The organism is Senegalia massiliensis, from assembly GCF_900626135.1.
GTDB lineage: Bacteria > Bacillota > Clostridia > Tissierellales > SIT17 > Anaeromonas > Anaeromonas massiliensis.
On record NZ_LR130786.1, the window covers coordinates 717,041 to 739,512 of the forward strand.

A 22,472-nucleotide genomic window follows, 5' to 3' on the forward strand; every position below is an offset into this window, starting at 1 on the left:
TTTTTCTTATAACATTACTGCTTGTTCATATTCTCCAAATACTTCTCTCATTACTCCACATATTTCTCCTAATGTAGCATATTCTTTTACAGCATCTATTATATATGGCATAACATTTTCATCTGATTCACATGCATTTCTTAAAGCTTTTAATTTAGACTCAACTTCATCATTATTTCTTTCTGATTTAAGTTTATTTATTTTTTCAACTTGCATTTCTCCAACTTTAGGATCTACTTTTAGTAGATCTTTCACTGGTTCTTCTTCTGCTTGGAATTTATTCATTCCTACTACTATTTGTTCTCCTGATTCTATTGATTTTTGATATCTATATGCAGCATCCATTATTTCTTTTTGAATATACCCCATATCAATTGCTTTTGGTGCTCCACCTATTTCATCTATCTTTTCAATATATTCCATAGCTTTCTTTTCAATTTCATCAGTTTTAGCTTCTACAAAGTATGAACCAGCAAGTGGATCTATAGTATCAGTTACTCCACTTTCATGAGCAACTATTTGCTGTGTTCTTAGAGCAGTTCTTACAGATTTTTCTGAAGGAAGTGCCAATGCTTCATCTTTAGAATTTGTATGAAGTGATTGAGTGCCTCCAAGTACAGCTGCAAGTGTTTGAATAGCAACACGAACAATATTGTTTTCAGGCTGTTGAGCTGTAAGAGTTGATCCTCCTGTTTGAGTATGGAATTTAAGCATCATTGATTTAGGATTTTTAGCATTATATCTTTCTTTCATAATTCTTGCCCATAACCTTCTAGCTGCTCTATACTTGGCTACTTCTTCAAGTAAATCATTATGTGCATTAAAGAAAAATGATAATCTTGGTGCAAATGAATCAACATCTAATCCTGCTTTTATAGCAGCATCAACATATGCAATTCCATCAGCTATAGTAAATCCTACTTCTTGAGCTGCAGTAGATCCTGCTTCTCTTATGTGATAACCTGAAATACTTATTGTATTCCATTTAGGCACATTTTTTGAACAATATTCAAAAATATTAGTTATAAGTCTCATAGATGGCTCTGTTGGGAAAATATATGTTCCACGAGCTATATATTCTTTCAATATATCATTTTGTATAGTCCCTCTAAGTTTATCTTCTGATACTCCTTGTTTTTCTGCTACTGCTATATACATAGCAAGTAATACTGCAGCCGGAGCATTTATAGTCATAGATGTACTTACTTTATCTAAAGGTATGCCATCAAATAATAACTCCATATCTTTAAGTGAGTCAATTGCAACTCCAACCTTTCCAACTTCCCCTTGAGATAATGAATGGTCAGAATCATACCCAATTTGAGTTGGTAAATCAAATGCTACAGAAAGTCCAGTAGAACCTTGCTCAACTAAATATTTATATCTTTTATTTGATTCTTCAGCTGTAGCAAATCCTGCATACATTCTCATTGTCCATAATCTTCCTCTATACATTGTAGGTTGAACACCTCTAGTATAAGGAAATTGACCAGGAAAACCTAGATCTTCATTATAGTTTAACTCATCAATATCAAGTGGAGTATAAAGTCTTTCTACTTCAAGACCTGAACCACTTTTAAACTCTTCTTTTCTTTCAGGGAAACGAGATAAAGCTTTATTTAAAGTACTCTCTTCCCACTTTTCTCTTGAATCTTTTACTGCTTTCACATTTTCATCATTCTTCACAATTTTGCCTCCTTTAAATTAAAGGTTATTATATCATTATAATTTATTTCTAGATTTTTTATAACATCCCTTCAACAAATATATATTAATATTAATTAATATATTCTTACTTCATACTACCTTCTTTCAAAAATTTTGCATGCCATGATAACGATTTCTCAATACAATGAGGTGTATGTTTGTGCTTACAAACATCAAATGATTCATTGTAATACTCATAGAGTTTTTCTTTGTAATCTGGATGTGCACAATTTTCAATTATTACCTTAGCTCTTTCTTTAGGGCTTAATCCTCTCAAATCTGCTACACCTTGTTCTGTTACTATTACATGAACATCGTGTTCTGTGTGATCATGATGAGATACCATAGGTACTATTGATGAAATATCTCCATTTTTTGCAATAGATTCAGTTGTAAATATTGATAAATATGCATTTCTTGTAAAATCTCCAGAACCACCTATTCCATTCATCATTCTAGATCCCATTATATTAGTAGAATTTACATTTCCATATATATCAACTTCTATAGCTGTATTCATTGCTATTATTCCAAGTCTTCTTATTACTTCTGGGTTATTACTTATCTCTTGTGGTCTAAGTATTACTTTATCTCTATACTTACTAAAATTTTGATAAAAATTATCTAATCTATCTGGTGATACTGTTAATGAAGTTCCAGATGCAAATACAACTTTACCTGAGTCAAGTAAATCAAGTGCAGAATCTTGGATTACCTCTGAGTAAATCTTAAGATTTTCAAAGTCAGAATCTATAAGACCTCCTAGTACAGCATTTGCTACACTTCCTACCCCAGATTGTAATGGCAATAAATTCTTTGGTAATCTATTTTCTTCAACTTCTTTCTTTAAAAAGTTTATAAGGTTACCTGAAATTTTCTTAGATGTCTCATCAATAGGTGCTACTGGGCGAGTCCTATCTTTTTTATCAGTAATAACAATTGCAACTATTTTTTCTAGATCACATGGTATATAATCTGTACCTATTTTTTGTTCAGTTTTTGTTACAGGAATAGGTTCTCTATTTGGTGGGTTTTTTGGTGAATATATATCATGTATTCCTTCAAGTGATAAAGGTTGACTAGTATTTATTTCTACTATTACTTTATCCGCCTTTTCTACAAATACATTAGAATTACCTACTGATGTAGAAGGTATTATACCGCCATCTTCTCTTATTGCAACAGCTTCTACTAAAGCTATATCTATATTACCAAAAAAACCATATTTAACCCATTGTGGCGTATGGCTTAGATGCATATCAGCATATTCTATTTTATTATCATTTATACCGTTTCTAGAATCTTTATTAGTTTGATAAGGATATCTCCTCTTAAGTACTCCCGAACGGGCAAGGGCTCCATCCAGCTCATCTCCTACAGATGCACCAGTTATTATAGTAAGCTCCAAATCTTCTCCACTTTCTTTTCTTTCAGCTATTGCAAGAGGTACTGCTTTTGGATAACCAGCTGGTGTAAATCCACTAGTTCCCACTGTCATGCCTTTTTCAAAAAGCTTTGCGGCTTCACTTGGTTCCATTATCCTTTTTTTGAGTTCTTCATTTCTCAATCTATTTTCTATCAACTAAATTCCCCCTTGTTTTATACTAATTTACCATTTATTTTACTAAAACTCTTATGACACATCTTTATAGTTGTTAAAATAGCTTTTTTTGCAGAACCAAAATAATGTTTTTTCACCTTAATTTCTAAATGATTTAAATCGCTTATTTTTTCACCTACTAATAATTCTTTTACAAATGTTCTTCCAAGATAAGTAGACAATGTTGGTTCAACATCTAATATTTCTCCTGTAGATTTATCTACTGTCATTGCAAGTGCTACTACTCCATATAATTCTCTTGCAGTAATTCCCTCAGGAAGTTTAGCATAACCTGTTAAAAAGACTTGATTTTTATCCAATTCAATCACTCCAATTAAAAGCTTTTAATTATATTTTAACAGAAAACTTGCTTTCATAGATAATTATATGAAGAATTTTTTCACACCCCCCTTTGTTTAATTATTAACTATTAAAAAAAATATAAAAAAGCACAGTAGAACTAAGGGTTGAACTTAGACTACCGTGCTATAGTTATTTTATTGATAAAAGGTTATTTTATCACCACAACCATATGGTATCTTTATTAAATTTTCTAAATATTTTTCTTTAAATACATTATAATATAATGATAATTATAATACAAGTATAAAATTAATATTTTTTCCTTTTAATATAACTATTATTCATTTGTTTTTGAAATATTCCTTTATTCTTTCGACATTTCAATGTATTCCCCGGGAAATTACGACAGGAAATTTAATAACATAAAAAATATGGCTCAATGAGCCATATTTTTATTCTTCTTTATCAATATCTTTATCTTCTTCAACTATTTTATCTTCTATATTTTCTTCTCCGATATTTTCATTCCTTATATCAGTTTCACTTTCTTCATCGTAAGCTTCTTGTTTTTCAATTTTTTCTTCAAAGATAGCATTAAATTCATCTTTATTTAATGTTTCTTGTTCTAATAATTTTTGAGCCACTTCATGAAGTTTATCTATATTTTCTGTAAGAATATTTACAGCTCTTTCATATGCTTCTTCTACTATTCTTCTCATTTCATGATCAATTTCAGAAGCTACTTCCTCACTGTAATCCTTACTTCTACCTATATCTTGACCAAGGAATACTTGACTATCATCTTTTCCATAAGTCATAGGTCCAAGCTTATCACTCATACCATAATGAGTTACCATATCACGTGCTATTTTAGTTGATCTTTCAAGGTCATTTGAAGCACCCGTACTTATATCATCTAAAACTAATTTTTCTGCTACTCTACCACCTAATAACTCAACAATTTTCTCTTCCATTTCTGTTTTGGACATATAACTTCTATCTTCCGTAGGTAAACTCATAGTAAACCCACCAGCTCTACCTCTAGGCATTATAGTAACCATATGCACTGGATCTGCATTTGGTAGTAATTTTCCTACAACTGCATGACCAGCTTCATGATAAGCTGTAAGTTTATTTTCTTTTTCACTTCTTACTCTACTACGTTTTTCAGGTCCAGCTATAACTTTTGTAATTGCTTCCTCTAAAAGTCTCATTGGTATTTCCTTTAAATCTTCTCTTGCAGAAAGTAATGCAGCTTCATTCATTAAGTTTTCTAAATCTGCTGGAGTAAATCCTATAGTTCTTCTTGCTATTACATTTAAATCTATATCTTCAGCTAATGGCTTGCCTTTAGCATGAATTTTTAATATAGCTTCACGCCCTTTAATATCTGGAACTCCAATTTGTACTTGTCTATCAAATCTACCTGGTCTTAAAAGAGCAGGGTCTAATATATCAGGTCTATTTGTTGCTGCTATAATTATAATACCTTCATTTATTCCGAATCCATCCATTTCAACTAGAAGTTGGTTAAGTGTTTGTTCTCTTTCATCATGACCACCGCCAAGTCCAGCTCCTCTTTTTCTACCTACTGCATCAATTTCATCTATAAATATAATACAAGGTGAACTTTTCTTAGCTTGTTCAAATAAGTCTCTAACTCTCGATGCACCAACACCCACAAACATTTCTACAAAGTCAGAACCACTTATACTAAAAAATGGTACTCCTGCTTCACCAGCAGTTGCTTTAGAAAGATATGTTTTACCTGTTCCTGGAGGTCCTACCATTAAAACCCCTTTAGGAATTCTAGCACCTAAATGTGTGAATTTTTTAGGATTTTTCAGAAAATCAACTACTTCAACTAATTCTTCTTTTTCTTCTTCAAGTCCTGCTACATCCTCAAATGTAATTTTGTTTTTAGGATCTTCTTTATGCATTTTTGCCTTACTCTTACCAAAGGACATTACTCGTCCTCCGCCACCTTGTGACTTTTGCATAAATACAAACCAAAATACTATAAATATAAGTATCATAAATATAGTTGGTAATGCGCTAATATACCAAGGAGTCCCTGGGTCTGGTTCAGCAGTAACTTCTATACCGGTTTCTTCAATTATTTCATCATAATATTCTTTCTCTACTTCTGGTATATATGAAGTAAACTTAGTTTTTGCCTCATCATTTAATGTACCTTGAACTCTATTTTTAACCAATGTTACTGATTCTATATTCCCTTTTGCTGCTTCTTCTTTAAATTTTGAATAACTAAATTGTACAGTTTCAGCTTGACCATCCATAAATAGTCCTACTACTAATACAATAACTACGAATATAAGCAGATAAGCACTTATACCTCTAAAAAACTTCCTCAAAAGTGTTCCTCCTTCCAAATTAAAAAGACTAATATTAAATCATTTTATCACAGATGTATTTAAAATACAATTATAGTTAACGGTATACATTTTCTTTTAATATACCTATATATGGAAGATTTCTATACTTCTCTGCAAAGTCTAATCCATAACCTACTAAAAATGCATCTGGAACAGTAAATCCTACATATTTAACATCCATATCAATTGTTCTCCCTGTAGGTTTATCTAACAAAGTACATATTTCTATGCTTTTTGGTCCTCTAGATTTTAATATTTTCATAAGATAACTAAGTGTTAATCCACTATCTATAATGTCTTCTACTATTAATATATTTTTATCTTCAATACTAGAATCTAAATCTTTAACAATCTTTACTACACCAGAAGATGTTGTTCCTTCACCATAGCTTGATACATCCATAAAATCTATTTCTAAAGGTATATCTATATTTTTTATCAAGTCACTCATAAACATTATTGCACCTTTAAGTATACAAATAACTGTTAATTTTTCACCTCTATAGTGTTCTGATATCATCTTACCTAATTCTCTATTTTTCTTCTGAATCTGTGTTTCATCAATTAAAACTTCTTTAATATCTTGTTTCATCTTTACCCCCTATTTTTTATAGCAATCATTAAAACTTTTTTTGTAGTAGAATTAACTTTATAATTTTCGCTTATTCTATGACCTACTACCCATAAAATTCCTTGTTTATCATAGATAATCGGTATTTTTTCCCTATTTTCTCTTGGAATTTTTTCATCAATAAAAAAATCTTTTAATTTTTTATTTCCTTTCATTCCTAAAGGTTTAAATTTATCTCCTGATTTTCTAAACCTTATAAACAAACCACCTACTATTTTATCATAATCAAAATATTTTATAAACCTGTCTTTTTGATTTATTTTATTTTTATTAAAATCTTCAACTTTTAAAGTTATTTCTAATCCTAATTCATTTATATAATTAATATTTTTTAAATTTAATTGTCTATCTAATATTATTTTCTCTTCTTTAGTTTTCAATCTTATTTCTAAGTATTTATAATTTATAAATGCTTCTATTCCATTAGATATATCTATTCTTTTACCTGTAATATTATTTTCCATTAAATTTATTATTGATTCTATGTGTATTTGTTCTATTTCTTTTAAATGACCTATTAATCTTTCAATTGCTAGTCTTATTATTCTATATTGTATTGCTTTATGTTGATTAATTAAATTATGTTTATCTAATGAAATTTTTTCTTTTGAAATTTGAGTTTTTAAGTTATCAAACTGTGTATTAGCATAATTATTTATAAAGTCAGAATCAACTTTCATTATCTTAGAAGTTCTATAAAGAGTATCAATTATAGATGGATTATATTCTTCTTTAATATCAGGTATTAAATTTAATCTTATCTTATTTCTTCTATAAATGTCCATTTTATTAGTTTCATCTATTCTTACTTCTATATCATTATCAGCTATATATTTTTCTATTTCTTCTCTACTTATATTTAATACAGGCCTAATAATGTCACCATTTTTAAAATCCATTCCTTTTAACCCATCTATACCTGTACCTCTTAAAAATCTCATAATCATAGTTTCTGCTTGGTCATTTTTATTATGAGCTACAGCAACGCTACCCTTATTATTATATTTTTTCAAAATTTTTCTAAAAAAATCATATCTTAATTCTCTTCCTGCTTCTTCTGAAGATATACTTTTTTCCTTAGCATATCCATTCATATCAACTTTTATAGAGTGAAAATCAACTTTCATTTTTTTACATAGTTTTTTTACAAAGATTTCATCTTTGTCTGTCTCAATTCCTCTTGTTCCGTGATTAATATGGCAAACTACTATGTTAAATTTGATTTTTTGTTTAATTTTATCTAATATTGATAATAAAAAAATTGAGTCAGGTCCACCTGATACTCCAACTATAATATTGTCATGTTTTTTTATTAGATTATATTTTTCTATTGTTTTTAATACTTTATTCTCCATCTAATCCCTCATTTAAATTATGTATATTTTAAATAAAAACCCTAAAAAAATCAAAAAAAGACTTAAACTAATCAAAAAAAATCTATCTATAAATTTAATAATATATAAGTTTTCATTACAATTTAATATATTATTTATATCATATATATAATCACTTATATTATATTTACCTTTTAATCCTCTTGTAATCAAAGTCTTAATATCATCATTAATTTCTAGTGGCTTCATACTATATATTATATCTTCAATATTATTTGTCAATGGATTATAACTTTGCTTAGTTAAAGATGAAATTAATAAAAGGTTTACAGAAAACACTAATGCTCTATCATCATAAAAAGGTGTATCAAGAAATGAGTTAATATTATATGAAGGTGTATATTCTTTTATTGAATGATTATTTTTTGTTACTCCTCCAAAATCTATTAATTTTAATTTTTTAGTATTCTTTTCAATTATTATGTTTTCAAATTTTATATCCCAATAAGTATACCCTAATTTATAAATATCATATAATTTTTTTGATAGTTCATATGATATTTCAAGTAGTTCTTCTATATTAGATTTATTTTTTATATGTTCATTTAAACAAATTCCTTCTATGTATTCCATAACAAAAAAATATTTGTAACTATCTTTAATATATGCATCATCCAAATCATAAACCTTAGGTATAAATGATAATGACAATTTTTTTAATACATTAAACTCAGTTGTAAGAGATGCTATATCATCGGAACATTTTAAAGCAATTTTTTTACCTTTATTATTGCTTACTAAATAAACAGTTCCTATATTTCCTCTACCTAACTCTTTTTCTATTATATATATATTCTTATTCCATCTTCCCTTTATAATATCTATAGTCATACTTTAATCTCTTTTCATATACATATATGCACTTTCTAATGCCTCTCCAGTAGGAGTAAGACCTTCTATAACTATGCTTTTTAAACTTTTTTTAAGTGTTCTTATATTATCAGTAAAATCACATATAAGTTTCCAATCTTTATCTTTATAAGGGAAAATCATAACTGCTATATAGTTTTTACCTTTTCTGGATTTTAGTGTGTTTAAAAGATTTATTATTGATTTTTTTGCAGCATTAACTTTTAAATCCATACTTTTACTTGTGTCTAATAATATAATAGTCTTTAAATCAAATGAATCTGATAAATCTTCCATCATCATTATTACTTTTTGTCTACATGTTGGATCTATATTTGAAATATCGCTACCTACTACTTTTTTTAATTCAGTATTTATTACAGATTGCAATGTATTATATATTGATTTTTTTGTTGCATTATATACTGTAGAACTTAAGTTTTCTATATTTGTTAGTTCACATACTCCTTTACCTATATTAGCTATACTTTCTAATTCAAATTTTGCTCTAGTGTTACTTTTTTCATTTAATATACCTATTGTACTGACAGTTATTCCTTCTTTAATTACTTTTTTAGTGATATTAATAGGATCTTTAAAACTGTTTGATTCACCATCTGTGACTAATATTATTTGTTTAAGAAATATTTCTTTTTGCATTATACTACCCCCTATTATCTTTTAAAAATAAGTATTGCCAATAGAGAGATAGATAAACAAAAAAGATAAAGCAAAAGCTTTACCTTTTTTTCCATACTTTAGTTACTAATACTGTCATATCATCTTTACTATTATCACTTGATATATCTATTGAATTTTTTAAAATTTGATCAGCTATTGTTTGTGGATTTTTACTATTTATATTTTCTATTATATCTTTCATCCATTTTTCTTTGTCATAAACCTCTTCATTTGAATCTAACAATCCATCTGACATCATTATTATAAAATCCCCATCTTCAATATTACTCTCATAAATATTAAAATCTACCTCTTTTAATATTCCAACTGGAAGTGTGTTGGAATTTATTATCTCAACTCTATCTCTCCTTTTTATAAAAGTAGGAGCTGAGCCTATTTTTATAAATTGAGCATTTCCTTTATATAAGTCTAAAATAGACATATCAATAGTTGTAAAAACTTCTTCATTAGATTTTAATACTAATATTGAATTTATAGTTCTTAATGCCAATTCTTTATCATATCCTGCTTCCAAGAATTTTTCTAATAAATTTATGGTAATACTACTTTCTGTTTTAGCCTTTTCTCCTCTACCCATACCATCACTAAGTACTGCGTAATAGTTATTTTGTCTTTCACCAAATGTATAACTATCTCCAGAAATATAATTATCATTATCATAACACACCGCAACTCTTGTCACAGAACTATATCTATTGGATTTTATAAGTTTGAATCTTACTCCTTTATCATAGTCTAAATCACTTGTAGAAAATCTATCCCTTATTAATCTATATCCTACTACCTCTGATGCTATATTAATCACCTTAGAAATCATCCTTTCTTTATTACAAGTTATTTTTAAATCTATATATATTTCAAACTTTCCTTCATTTGATTCTGTAACTGTTATTTCTTTTATAGGTATATCTTCTTTTCTTAATTCACTGAATATAGTTCTTTCAACTTCTTCTTTGAATCTTATATCTGTATATATTTCTTTTGCTAAATCTTTTATTATATTGCTTACACCATTTAATTGTTGAGATACCATTTGTCTACTTTCTGTAATTTTTTTCTCCCATTTATAATTTAATCTATAAATATTAAATATATTATTTATTTTTTCAACGAAATTATTTTTATTTTTACACCTATTATGAAACAATTCTGGTAAATCTCTTTCAGAAATTACTCCTTTATTTTCTAATTTTACTATTACTTCAAACATTTTATTATAAGTATTATAAAAATCATTTTTCCAACATATTCTATTCATTGAACATTTACCACATATTTCAGAAGAAATAGAATCCATTAAAGAGGATATATCATTTTCTTCTAATATATTTTCTCTATAAGAAACTTTCTTGAGAATATCTGATAATTCTTTGAATACACTTGAAAATTCATTTAATCTTCTAAAAGTAATATCTTTTATTCTATTACTATATACATCTTCTACTAAATAACCTCTATCTGATCCTATAATTATTTTATTACTAACTCCAGAAATTTTCTTAGAAACTATAAAGAATATAATAGATGCTATTACTATTTCTTTAAATCCTATTATTTCTGTAGAAAAACCATTTATATAAAATGACATTATCAAATTTCCTAAAGTAAAACCTAATATTATTCCAATTTTACCTATATCCTTAAATACACCGGCAAGTAACCCTGATATAGCAAATATTGAGATTATATATGGCATGTCCACCTTAGACATTGAGCTTATAAGTCCTATACTAACACCTATAACAGTAGCCATACTTATACCTCTTGTATATGCAAAAAACAATATAAGAAAAACTCCTAATATATCCATTATAGATAAAGAAAATATTGAAATATCCGATACTCCTGTCACTGCTATGGATAACATAATTACTGATGAAATCATTTCTTCATTAGTGAATAATCTATTCTTAATATTATCTAAAAAATTTATGCTATATGTAAATATAAATGATATTGAGAAAACTATAATTGATTCAAACATAATTATCATTAAATCATATATATAAAAGTCAGTTCCTATCATAATCATACTTCTAAAAATAAAAAGTATAGATGCTGTTAATAGTGAGAAAAATATTTTTTTGTCTTTAAAATCTAATATATTAATTAATAAATATAGCATAACCATGGGAATAATATATTGATAACTATTTAAACCATGTATTGTTATAGTTCCAATAGATACTGCTATTAATATAGAAATCTTAGATTTATACTTAAAAGAGTACGATACTAAAAAAGCTATTCCAAAAGGTGTTAAGTTATTCATTACAGATGCTCTAGATATACATAAAGAAATTAAAAATAATGCTATACTATTCATTGTAATTTCTTTTTTATATATTTCTCTTAACATTTGTATAATCATTTTCTTACTATCTTTCTTAATTTTTAGATTATTTAATTCCGTATTTATCATTAGAACCACCATCCTCTATCGTTACCTACATATATTCTAACAAAGTAAAAGTAAAATATTTGTCAATTATGGTTGTCCAAACTTAAAAACTTTTCGTCATAAAAGTAGATTTTTTTTATTTTTTTAACTAACTATCAGCTTTACCATGTTTTTTTGATTCTACAAATTTTTCAAATATAATAAAAAACGATATATTAAAATGTTAACATTTTAATATATCGTTTAATAAATATTATGATTGCTATAATAAATCAAATATTATTATTTTATTGAATTTAAGATTTAGAATTCATACCTCTTTTTGAATCCCTAGATTTAATTTGATCTTGTCTTTCGTTACTGTCTTTTAGAAATTTTGAAAGTTTGTCTTCAAATGATAAGCCTTTCATCTTTGGATCAGCTTTTTTTGACCAATCAATTTCTTGTGGATTACTTGTTTTTGGTTTAGCTTGTCTTATGGATAAACTAATTTTGCCTTTTTCCATAGATAAAACTTTTACCTTAACTTTTTGTCCTTTTTTCAAATAATTATTAATATCTTTAACATAATCATCTGAAACCTCAGAAATATGAACTAATCCAGTCTCACCTTCTCCTAGCTGAATAAACGCTCCAAAATTAGTTATACCAGTAACTGTTCCTTCAACAATACTACCTACTTTAACGGGCATAAATACAATACTCCTCCTTTTAATATCTATACTAATCTACTAAAGTATATATGAATATTTAATATCTGTCAATATACCTATTTTCTAAGGTGTTTCATCAAATACATTTTTTAACTTATTTTTATCTATGTAAATTATTTCATTAGGTTTTACCATAAACAATTCTTCTCTTGCCACATTCTCTATATGTTCTAAAACTTTCTTATACTCTTCTTTTTGCTTCTCATTATCTAAAGAATTCATATAATTAACTGGATTTTTAGCAGATGATATATTATTTAAATACTCAGCTTTTTTTTCGTTTTCAGAAATATACTCTTTTAATTCTGTTTTTTTCTGTTCTTGATCTTTTATATTAGATTCAAGTTTATTTATCTCAAACTCTTGTCTTATAAATATGCTTGCTAAATAGATAGTAAATATTATTATCAATATATATTTTATTTTAAATTTATTTTTCTTCTTCTTCATATTAGGTCCTCTATTCCTAAATAGTTTTATATATAATTATATTATATGCTATAATTTCCATATTTTAAAGCAATAAATATAGAACATTATTCCTATTTTTTTCCCTTATCACTATCCTTATACCCATTTTTTATCTTTTTTAATATTTTTTTAAGAGGTTTTTTTATTATATTTATTAATATTTTAATAGGAGAGATTACGGTACCAAGTATTGTTTTAAATACCTTTATAATTTTATTCATAATAAAAATTAATATTTTTATTATATATTTACTAAATATTATTTTATAAAGAATACTACCAACTAAAAATCCTAAAAAAACATACCATCTAAGTTCTGCTGAGTTAGTATAAAATAATAAAAGTAATACTATAATAGATATTAATATAAAGAATATAGTGTCTTCTATCATTGTAGCAATTCTTTTTGGCTTCAGATAATATCTAAATACTCTATATAAATCATATATAAAGCCTAAAATAATTCCACCTATAATTAATTTAATTAATATACAAAATTGTTCTAATACTAAATTTGACATATTACTCCTCCAGTTAAAATAGACATTTTAACTATTTAAACATTTTCTTTAAAAAACTTCCTTCTTTTGACCCTGTACTTGTTTTATTGCTATAAGCAAGAGACTCTATCATTCCTTCAATTTTAACATTTCCATCTTCAAGATTTAACTTGCTTATATTTAAAGATTCTCCTTTTATAGTTAAAGATCCTCTTACTGTATAAATCACTATTTGACTTTCATTAAAACTTTCTACTTGTTCTACTCCTGATATATTTAATTTTTCTCTATTTTCTAAAGATAAATTTTGTAATTTCATGTCCTTTTCCACACTATCCCCTCCTTATATCTATAGAATAAGATATGAAACTGCATATTAATTTATTACAAAAAGCACCTGATAAATGAATTCATTTATCAGGTGCTTTTTATTCAACCACTTTATACATTTCTGATGATTTTTCTTTAGGTGCATGTTCTAAAATTTTCAATACTTCTATTTTCATTGTATTATTACCAAAATTGATTTCGATTTTATCACCTACAGATACTTCCGAACCTGCCTTTGCAACATTCTCATTTATTAAAACACGGCCAGTATCACATGCTTCTTTTGCTACCGTTCTTCTTTTTATTATTCTAGAATTCTTTAAGAATTTATCTATTCTCATTTTTTCACCCCTTAAGATATATTATAATTCAATTTTATAATATTAAGCTTTATATTACAATATTCTAAATATACAAATCTCTTTTAGGATAAACTCTAAATGTTCCTATCATACTAATTGCTATTATTATAACTGATATCACAATATAAACTAATTTCAATTCTAAATTCTCTAATATGTATGATGATTTAAAGTATTCAAATGGAGTTATATATTTTAAAAAATCAATTTTATCTGTAAGTCCCATAAGTACAGATATTATATAAGTTACAAATAAAATTGTAAGTGAAATATTTCCCGATTTCTTATATCTTTTTGTTATTGAAGCTATAAGAATACCAATACTTAAAAATATTAATTGAGTTAAAAATATTCCTAGAAATAAAAGTAATAAAAACTTATAAAATTTTTCATCAGGATTATGTTGTAATCCCATTATAACTATAGTTAAAGCTGTTAAAAAATTTAAGCTTATAACTTCTAAAGTAGATGCTATGATTTTATTTACTATTACTTTTTTTCTTGAAACAGGAAGTGTAAATAAAAATTCAGCTGTTTTGTCTCTTTCTTCCTTTGAAATAATTGAACTTCCTAAAAGTGATGCATGAATAGATAAAGGCAAATAGATATATAGTGAGATAAGACTCAAAAAACCAGATAAAGTAGTCATATCAGCATTACCCATCCCAAGTGCACTTAGTACTGAGTCTGGAAAAGCATTAAGTACATCATTTATTTCAGGACTATCTTTAAAAGCACTAAATTCTATAAACACAGCTATAATAAGTAAAATCATACTCACAGACCATATCATTCTAGATTTAAAATTAGATTTTAACTCTCTTCTAATTATGTTCACATTTTTCACCTCTCTTACAATGAATGAATATCACGTTTTAAATATAAGATGTAACTTAATATAAAAGATACAAGCATAACTATTATTCCTATAAATAAAAAAGTTATATTATATTCTCCATTTTTCAAAATATATCCTGGTTCAAAATAATAAAATGGAGTAATATACCCTAATAAATCACTATCTATTATGCCTCTTATTGAATTAACTACATAAAGACCTATAGTAAGGCCAAAGGAATAACTAAGTACTGATCTTACTTTGTTTACAATTACAGATATAAGCATGCCTATTCCAAGAAAAAATAATTGAAATACTGGTACTGTACTAAGCACTATAATTATATTTTGTTTATCATATACCTCTCCATTATTAAATATCTCAAGAGCTATAAAACTTGATATTGATATAGATATTGCAGTTACTAATAATCCTAAAAAAGCTGCAAAAAATTTAGAAAAATATATCTTTTTTCTTGATACAGGTTTAGTCATTAAAAAATCTGCAGTCAATTCTCTTTCCTCTTCCGAAAGAATAGAAAAACCATAATTAGCACTTTGTATTGCAATTACAAGTTGTATAATACTAAATGTAAGAGTAAAATATCCTATCAATGTAGTAAAAGAAAGTCCAGATTGCATTCCAAAAGCTTGTAAAAATTCTTCTGGAAAGTTTTCCATAAGCTGATTAAAGCTTGCAGAGTCTTGAGCTAATCCAGGAAAAAATGCCATATAAAATAACATAAATCCAGATATAGAAAGAGACCAAATAATTATAGATTTTATTTTCATTTTAAATTCATGCTTAAATATATTCATTATCTTCACCTACCTATAATAATGCATAAATATTTCTTCTAAAGTTGGCTCTTGAATCATAACATCCCTTAAATCTATTTTATTTATATTTTCTATCATTATATTTATATCACCTTTATAGAAAAAAGTTATTTCATCTTGATTTTTTTCTAATTTTGTAACTCCATCAAAGTCAAATAAATCCTTGTTTAATTCTTGACCTCTTATAGATATTTTTTTATAATTATTTTCTCGAAGTGTTTTTATATCTTCAACCTCTACAATAGATCCTTTTCTAATAATAGCTACTCTATTACAAAGTTGTTGAACTTCTGATAATATATGAGATGAAAAAAATACAGTAGCACCTTTTTGATTTTCCTCTTTTATTATTTCAAAGAATTTCTGCTGCATTAGAGGATCTAATCCGCTTGTAGGTTCGTCTAATATAATTAATTTTGGTTCATGTAATAATCCTTGAACTATACCTACTTTCTTTTTATTTCCATAGGATAAGTCTTCTATTTTTCTGTCTAAATCTAATTCCATAGCATTTGAAAGCTTTTTTATCCTATTAGAATAATCCCCTTTATAAAAGCTTGCAGAATAATTAAGTAAATCTTTTACTTTCATTTTTTCATAATAAAAAATCTCTGAAGGAAGATACCCTATATTTCCTCTTATTTCAGGACCACAATCTATAACATCTTTCCCAAATATTTTTGCTTTTCCTCCACTAGGATATATAAGATTTAATAATAATCTTATGGTAGTTGATTTACCAGCACCATTTGGTCCTATAAATCCAAATATTTCTCCTTCTTTTATATCTAAATTTACATCTTTTATCCCAAGTGATTTTCCATAATATTTTGTTAAATTTTCAGTTTCAATTATACCCATTAATTCCCCTCCTCAAAAGTTGACTTATATGGTCAATTACAGAATATCATATGTTAAAAATTTAATCAATAAAATAATAAAAAAACTTTGTTGATTGAAATCAACAAAGTTTTTAAGATTACTTATTATTTACTGTTTCTTTTAATGTTTTTCCTGCTTTAAATACAGGTGCTTTTGATGCTGGTATTTGGATTTTTTCTTCAGGATTTCTTGGATTTCTTCCTTCTCTAGCTTTTCTGTGTCTAACTTCGAAAGTTCCAAAACCAACTAATTGAACTTTTTCTTCTTCAACTAAAGCTTCCTCTACACTTTTTATAAATGCATTTAATGCTCCTTCTGCATCCTTTTTAGTCAACCCACTTTTTTCTGAAATACTTGTGATTAATTCTGCTTTGTTCATTAATAATTCCTCCTTAATTTTTCATGTATTAAGTATTGATTTATAAAATCCATTATATCATGGATCGAAAAGCTATAAATAGCTTATTCTAGTTTTTTTATGAAAATCCTTCTTTTTTTAGAAATTTAATCTAAATTTTTTTGCCTCATTCCATAATTTATCCATATCTTCTAAATTGCTTTCTTCTAATGTTTTTCCTTGTTTTAAAATTGTATCTTCTATATATTTAAATCTAGATATGAATTTATGTATGGTTCTATTTAAAGCAGTCTCAGGATTAACATTTAAAAATCTTCCAAAATTTATTATTGCAAATAAAAGATCTCCAAATTCATCTTCTATGTTTTCAATTACTTTTTGATCTATAGCAACTTTTAATTCTATTATTTCTTCTTGAATCTTTTTATATGCATCTTCTTTATAGTCCCAATCAAATCCAACTTTAGATGCTTTTTTTTGAATCTTATATGCTTTTAAAAGTGTTGGAAATTCTTTAGGTATACTCATCATACTTTCAGTAATAGTATTTATGCCTTTATTTTTATTTTTTAATTTGTCCCAATTATCACTTATATCATCTACACTATTTACTAAAGTATCAGAAAACACATGAGGATGTCTATAAATCATCTTATTTGAAATAGAGCTTATAACGTGCCAAATATTAAAATACCCTTCTTCTCTGGCTATTTGACTTAGAAAAACTATTTGTAACAATAAATCTCCTAGTTCTTCTTCTAAAGCATCTATATCATCTCTATCTATTGCATCAACTACTTCATAAGATTCTTCTATTAAATATTCTCTTAAAGATTCAAAAGTTTGTTCATTATCCCACATACAACCATCTTTACTTCTTAATCTTTCCATTATCTCAATAAGATTATTCATGTCATATGAATTTTTATTACTATTTATCTTTGGAATATATATAGTTGAATCATGATTATAGTCATTAAGTCTATCTAATTTATATAATGATATAGAGTACTTTTTTTTCTTTAAGAAACTGCTTATTATTTCAATAGGATGATTATCACTATAAATTTCCTCTAAATGTACTTTTATTTCTGATGCAATAAGATTATCATAAATTCCAAAAATTATCAAATCACTATTTAAATCTAAAGTAGTCGCTTTTATATCTGAAGCATCTATCACTTTAATATTACTTGTCATAGGTTTTTCTAATATATTAAATACATTTTCTATAAAACCACCATTATTATAAATATTAATTTTAATTTGTTTGTCAATTTGATGATTCAATAATATCTGAGTAACCTTATCAAATAACAAAGGACTTTTAGGAACACAATAGTTGATAACAGAATATTTCTTGCTATTTTCTATTAAATCATTGGCGATATTAATATATACATTATCAAAATCTTCTTCAGTCTCATATATATGATCATAAGATGAGTAATCAATATTTTCTTCATTCAAATAATCTATAATTGAGCTTTTATCTGTTCTAAAGAAATTCTTATGTTTTTCTAAAGCCTTTATACTTTTAAAATTCAAATCACTAATGTCACCAAATCCCAAACCAATTATATTTATTATTGACATAAAAACCTCCATAAGCTTTAAAGAGAGTAAGCATCAGTCTCTTTTAAGTATATTGCTAAATTAATATAAAATCAAGTACTATCTTCTAAGTAAACCTATTTTTTTCAATTTTATAGCTAATTTATTTCCTCCAGGTAGCAATTCAAAGTCTTTGCTTGTTATAGTTGATGTTAAAAGTAAAGCAAATCCATAACTAATTCCTCCAAGTCCAATTGCAGTTAATGTAGCTAATCTAGAACCAATAAATCCATCTAATAAATTATAGCTTAATGATACAATTAAAGTCATTATAGCTACTGATAGAATAGGCTTGAAAAATAAATCTATTAAATTAAATCGAATTCTTGCATACTTCTTTACAGCTCTTAAATTTAAAAATGAAGCTATCATATAAGCTGTAATTGTACTTACTGCTGCTCCTTTAACTCCAACTCCAGGTATTCCAGTTAATACATATACTATTACCACTTTTGCTAGTGCTCCAATTATAAGATTCCTCACAGGAATAAAGGCTTTTCCCATACCTTGAAGTATAGCAGTAAGTGATTGAACTAAAGTCAAAAATATTACACTGAAAGATAGTACCCTAAGTATAGAACCTGCACTTTCTTGAACTTCAATTGGATTGCTAAAATAAAGTAATTTTATAATAGGTTCAGCTAATATAAAAAGTCCCATAGCTGCTGGAAGTCCAATGAGCAAAGTAACCCTTATTCCTGAACTGGCAGTTTTTTTAACTTCACTAAATTTTCTTCTAGCAAAAGCTGTTGATATAGCTGGTACAAGACTTGACCCTATTGCAACTGAAAATACTTGAGGAAAGTTTATTAAAGTTTGTGCCATTCCTGTAAGTTGACCATATAATCCTGAAGCTTCTTTTTCAGTATAACCTATGTCTTGGAGCCTTCTCATAACAATTGCAACATCTATTGTTCCAAAAAGTGGTACAACTGAAGCACCTATTGTAATTGGTATAGCTATTACTAATATACTTTTTATTATTTGAGAAGTATCTTGTTTTTTAAATCTTTCTGATCTTCTTATTTCTCTTCTAATTTTATTTTTTCTTTTTAAATAAATATATATAATAGTAATACTTCCTAAAAGGGCCCCTGCTGAAGCACCAAAGGAAGCTCCACCTGCTGCCATAGGAAGCCCTTTATCAAATCTAAGAATTAATGCAACTAATAATAATCCCATTCCTACTCTTGCAAGTTGTTCTATTACTTGTGATAAAGCAGTAGGTGTCATATCCTGCCTACCTTGAAAATACCCTCTAAAAGCTGACATTATAGGTGTAAATAAAAGTGCAGGTGCAAGTGCTATAAGTGCATAATAAGCATTTGAGTTACCTATTTTATCAGCTATAGTTTTTGCTCCTAAGAATACAAATGATGAAGTTAATATCCCACCAATTAAAAGCCCTATAAAAGATATTCTAAATATCCTTTGCGCTCCTCTATAATCACCAATAGAATTTTTTTCTGATACTAATTTGGCTATAGCAACAGGTATTCCTGCTGTTGAAAGTGCAAACATAAGTGTATATATTGGATAAGCAGCTTGATAATAACCCATTCCAGTATCACCTATCATATTTGCTAGAGGTATTCTATATACTGCTCCTAATATTTTAACAAGAAAACCAGCTATACTTAATATAGCAGCCCCTTTTAAAAAATTATCTTTACTCATTTATTTGTTCCTCCTAATATTATCTCTAAAACCAATACTTTGATTATATCAGAAAGTTTATAGGTTGAAAACAAAAAACAATAATAAATACCTACCATAAGGTAGGCACTTATTATTGCTCCATTTGTTTTGATAAAAAGCGAGATGCTGTCTCGCAAAGTTTTACTTCTAATTCGCCCATCTTATTATTAGACTCTTTCGATAATAATATAACTGCTCCAATAGGATCTCCTTGAGTTACTATTGGTGATATGACTTGAGATGTATAATTATCAGGATTATATTCCTCTGCAGTTATACGTATAGGTTTTGTATTACCTTCAGTTAAATATATTTCTTTTCCTTCAATTAACTTTTCAAGTTCAGGACTTAATCTTTTATTTAAATAACCTTTTTTTGTGCCTCCAGATATTGCTATAATATTATCTCTATCTGAAATTAAAGTAGTATAACCTGTAGTTTCATTTAAAGAATCTGCATATTCACTTGCAAACTCATTTAATTCTCCTATTGGAGAATATTTCTTCAAGATTACTTCTCCTTGTCTATCAGTAAATATCTCTAAAGGATCTCCTTCTCTTATTCTAAGTGTTCTTCTAATTTCTTTTGGTATAACTACCCTTCCTAAATCATCTATCCTTCTAACTATTCCTGTAGCTTTCATTTTATTCCTCCTGTAAAATTAATATGTATTCAAGTTAGAATTATTATTTTACTATTTGCCATTTTTTATACATCATAGATAATTTTTTCTATAAAAATAAAACTGCCATATGGCAGTTTTATTTTTATTCGCTTTCTTGTTGTTGATTTTCTTTGTTTTCATCTTGATTTTGACTTTCTTCTGAATTGTTATCATCTTTCTTTTCTTCTTCTGAATTTTCATCAGTATTATTTTCTTTATTTTTTTCTGCTTCTTTTTCAAAATCAATCAATATCTCTGTATCTGCTTCTTCTATTAACTCTTGAGCTCTTTCATTAAATTTCTCGCCTTTTAATTTTTCTTTTATTTCTTCCTCATTTGCTTCTAATCCTTTTTTCTCATCAGTAACTTTTATTATGTGATATCCATATTCACTTTTTATTGGTTCTGATACTTCTCCCTTTTTAAGTTTAAATGCTGCATCTTTAAATTCTGGAACTAAATTTGCATCTTTACCAAAAAATCCTAAGTTCCCTGCATTTTGTTCTGCACTTGGATCAGTAGAATATTTTTTTGCAAGTTCTGCAAAATCTTTCCCTTCTTCTATCTTGCTTTTAACTTCTTCTGCTTCTTCTGTAGTATCTACTAAAATATGACTTGCTTGTATTTTGTCATATGATTCTTTATTAGCTTCATACTCTTCTTTTACAGACTCTTCATCTATTTTAACTAATTTATCCATAAGTTTATTAATTTTCATACCTTGTTTATACATTTCTTCAAAATATTCTTCTGAAATTCCTAGTTGGTCTAAATAATCATTAAAATTCTTTTTTGTTTCTTCTGTATTTCTAAATTCTTCTAATTCTTTATCTAATTCTTTATCTGTTACTTCAATTTCTTCATCATCAGCTTTTTGAAGTAACACTCTTTGATTTATTAAATCTTGTAACGAGCTTTGCTTTAATTGTTGCTCATAAGTGAATTCACTGCCTTCTATAACTTGATCCCACATTTCAGGAGCAATATAACCACTTAACTCTGCTTCTTTCTTTCTATAATCTACATATTTATCAAGTTCATCTTCTGTAATATTTTCATCATTAACTTTTGCAACAGCTTCTTCTGTTTTTTCATCGCTACATGCTGATATAAATACAGATACTGTGATTAGCAATATCAAAGCCCAAATCACTCTTTTATTTTTAATCAAATACATCATCTCCTTAATTTATACTATACTAACTCATTATATATTATTT

At 26.7% G+C, this 22,472-nt stretch carries 22 protein-coding genes; all 22 read right to left on the reverse strand.

Annotated features, from left to right (window positions below; all coding sequences use genetic code 11):
- Positions 1-6: 6 nt before the first annotated feature.
- A complete protein-coding gene (locus tag E0D94_RS13580; RefSeq protein WP_130808073.1) occupies positions 7-1,686 on the reverse strand; it encodes an acyl-CoA mutase large subunit family protein in 1,680 nt (559 codons plus the stop codon).
- Positions 1,687-1,792: 106 nt separating this feature from the next.
- On the reverse strand, positions 1,793-3,289 hold the full coding sequence (locus E0D94_RS13585; RefSeq protein ID WP_207289801.1) for an acetyl-CoA hydrolase/transferase family protein: 1,497 nt from the start codon (positions 3,287-3,289) through the stop codon (positions 1,793-1,795).
- A gap of 17 nt (positions 3,290-3,306) precedes the next feature.
- Complete coding sequence (locus tag E0D94_RS13590; protein ID WP_165442973.1) at positions 3,307-3,627, reverse strand: DUF3870 domain-containing protein; 321 nt, start codon at positions 3,625-3,627, stop codon at positions 3,307-3,309.
- Between the two features lie 435 nt (positions 3,628-4,062).
- Positions 4,063-5,985, reverse strand: a complete 1,923-nt coding sequence (gene ftsH / locus E0D94_RS13595; RefSeq protein ID WP_130808075.1) for an ATP-dependent zinc metalloprotease FtsH — start codon at positions 5,983-5,985, stop codon at positions 4,063-4,065.
- Between the two features lie 76 nt (positions 5,986-6,061).
- Complete coding sequence (hpt, locus tag E0D94_RS13600) at positions 6,062-6,598, reverse strand: hypoxanthine phosphoribosyltransferase (RefSeq protein WP_130808076.1); 537 nt, start codon at positions 6,596-6,598, stop codon at positions 6,062-6,064.
- 2 nt (positions 6,599-6,600) lie between these two features.
- Positions 6,601-7,992: a tRNA lysidine(34) synthetase TilS gene (tilS, locus tag E0D94_RS13605; protein ID WP_130808077.1), complete on the reverse strand. Its 1,392-nt coding sequence runs from the start codon at positions 7,990-7,992 to the stop codon at positions 6,601-6,603.
- A 12-nt stretch (positions 7,993-8,004) separates the two neighbouring features.
- Complete coding sequence (locus E0D94_RS13610) at positions 8,005-8,862, reverse strand: protein kinase domain-containing protein (RefSeq protein ID WP_130808078.1); 858 nt, start codon at positions 8,860-8,862, stop codon at positions 8,005-8,007.
- A 3-nt stretch (positions 8,863-8,865) separates the two neighbouring features.
- Positions 8,866-9,540: a vWA domain-containing protein gene (locus E0D94_RS13615; protein WP_130808079.1), complete on the reverse strand. Its 675-nt coding sequence runs from the start codon at positions 9,538-9,540 to the stop codon at positions 8,866-8,868.
- A 79-nt stretch (positions 9,541-9,619) separates the two neighbouring features.
- A complete protein-coding gene (gene spoIIE, locus E0D94_RS13620; RefSeq protein WP_165442974.1) occupies positions 9,620-12,004 on the reverse strand; it encodes a stage II sporulation protein E in 2,385 nt (794 codons plus the stop codon).
- 275 nt (positions 12,005-12,279) lie between these two features.
- Positions 12,280-12,675, reverse strand: coding sequence for a S1 RNA-binding domain-containing protein (locus E0D94_RS13625; RefSeq protein ID WP_130808081.1), 396 nt, complete (start codon positions 12,673-12,675; stop codon positions 12,280-12,282).
- Positions 12,676-12,759: 84 nt separating this feature from the next.
- Positions 12,760-13,146 carry an FtsB family cell division protein gene (locus E0D94_RS13630; RefSeq protein ID WP_130808082.1) on the reverse strand — a complete coding sequence of 129 codons (387 nt, stop codon included), beginning with the start codon at positions 13,144-13,146 and terminating at the stop codon, positions 12,760-12,762.
- A gap of 92 nt (positions 13,147-13,238) precedes the next feature.
- Positions 13,239-13,688, reverse strand: a complete 450-nt coding sequence (yabQ, locus tag E0D94_RS13635) for a spore cortex biosynthesis protein YabQ (protein ID WP_130808083.1) — start codon at positions 13,686-13,688, stop codon at positions 13,239-13,241.
- A gap of 31 nt (positions 13,689-13,719) precedes the next feature.
- Positions 13,720-13,998, reverse strand: coding sequence for a sporulation protein YabP (gene yabP, locus E0D94_RS13640; RefSeq protein ID WP_242620551.1), 279 nt, complete (start codon positions 13,996-13,998; stop codon positions 13,720-13,722).
- 97 nt (positions 13,999-14,095) lie between these two features.
- The gene (locus tag E0D94_RS13645) at positions 14,096-14,338 is read right to left on the reverse strand and encodes an RNA-binding S4 domain-containing protein (protein WP_130808084.1); all 243 of its coding nucleotides are present in this window, start codon (positions 14,336-14,338) and stop codon (positions 14,096-14,098) included.
- Between the two features lie 64 nt (positions 14,339-14,402).
- The gene (locus E0D94_RS13650; RefSeq protein ID WP_130808085.1) at positions 14,403-15,197 is read right to left on the reverse strand and encodes an ABC transporter permease subunit; all 795 of its coding nucleotides are present in this window, start codon (positions 15,195-15,197) and stop codon (positions 14,403-14,405) included.
- A gap of 14 nt (positions 15,198-15,211) precedes the next feature.
- Complete coding sequence (locus E0D94_RS13655; protein WP_130808086.1) at positions 15,212-16,015, reverse strand: ABC transporter permease subunit; 804 nt, start codon at positions 16,013-16,015, stop codon at positions 15,212-15,214.
- A gap of 9 nt (positions 16,016-16,024) precedes the next feature.
- Positions 16,025-16,897, reverse strand: coding sequence for an ABC transporter ATP-binding protein (locus E0D94_RS13660; protein WP_130808087.1), 873 nt, complete (start codon positions 16,895-16,897; stop codon positions 16,025-16,027).
- Between the two features lie 118 nt (positions 16,898-17,015).
- On the reverse strand, positions 17,016-17,297 hold the full coding sequence (locus E0D94_RS13665) for an HU family DNA-binding protein (RefSeq protein WP_130808088.1): 282 nt from the start codon (positions 17,295-17,297) through the stop codon (positions 17,016-17,018).
- A 117-nt stretch (positions 17,298-17,414) separates the two neighbouring features.
- Entirely contained in the window at positions 17,415-18,872 is a 1,458-nt protein-coding gene (gene yabN / locus E0D94_RS13670; RefSeq protein ID WP_165442975.1) for a bifunctional methyltransferase/pyrophosphohydrolase YabN, read from the reverse strand.
- Between the two features lie 78 nt (positions 18,873-18,950).
- On the reverse strand, positions 18,951-20,567 hold the full coding sequence (locus E0D94_RS13675; RefSeq protein ID WP_130808090.1) for a putative polysaccharide biosynthesis protein: 1,617 nt from the start codon (positions 20,565-20,567) through the stop codon (positions 18,951-18,953).
- A 112-nt stretch (positions 20,568-20,679) separates the two neighbouring features.
- Positions 20,680-21,231, reverse strand: a complete 552-nt coding sequence (spoVT, locus tag E0D94_RS13680; RefSeq protein WP_130808091.1) for a stage V sporulation protein T — start codon at positions 21,229-21,231, stop codon at positions 20,680-20,682.
- Positions 21,232-21,355: 124 nt separating this feature from the next.
- Entirely contained in the window at positions 21,356-22,423 is a 1,068-nt protein-coding gene (locus tag E0D94_RS13685; RefSeq protein ID WP_165442976.1) for a peptidylprolyl isomerase, read from the reverse strand.
- Between the last annotated feature and the right edge of the window lie 49 nt (positions 22,424-22,472).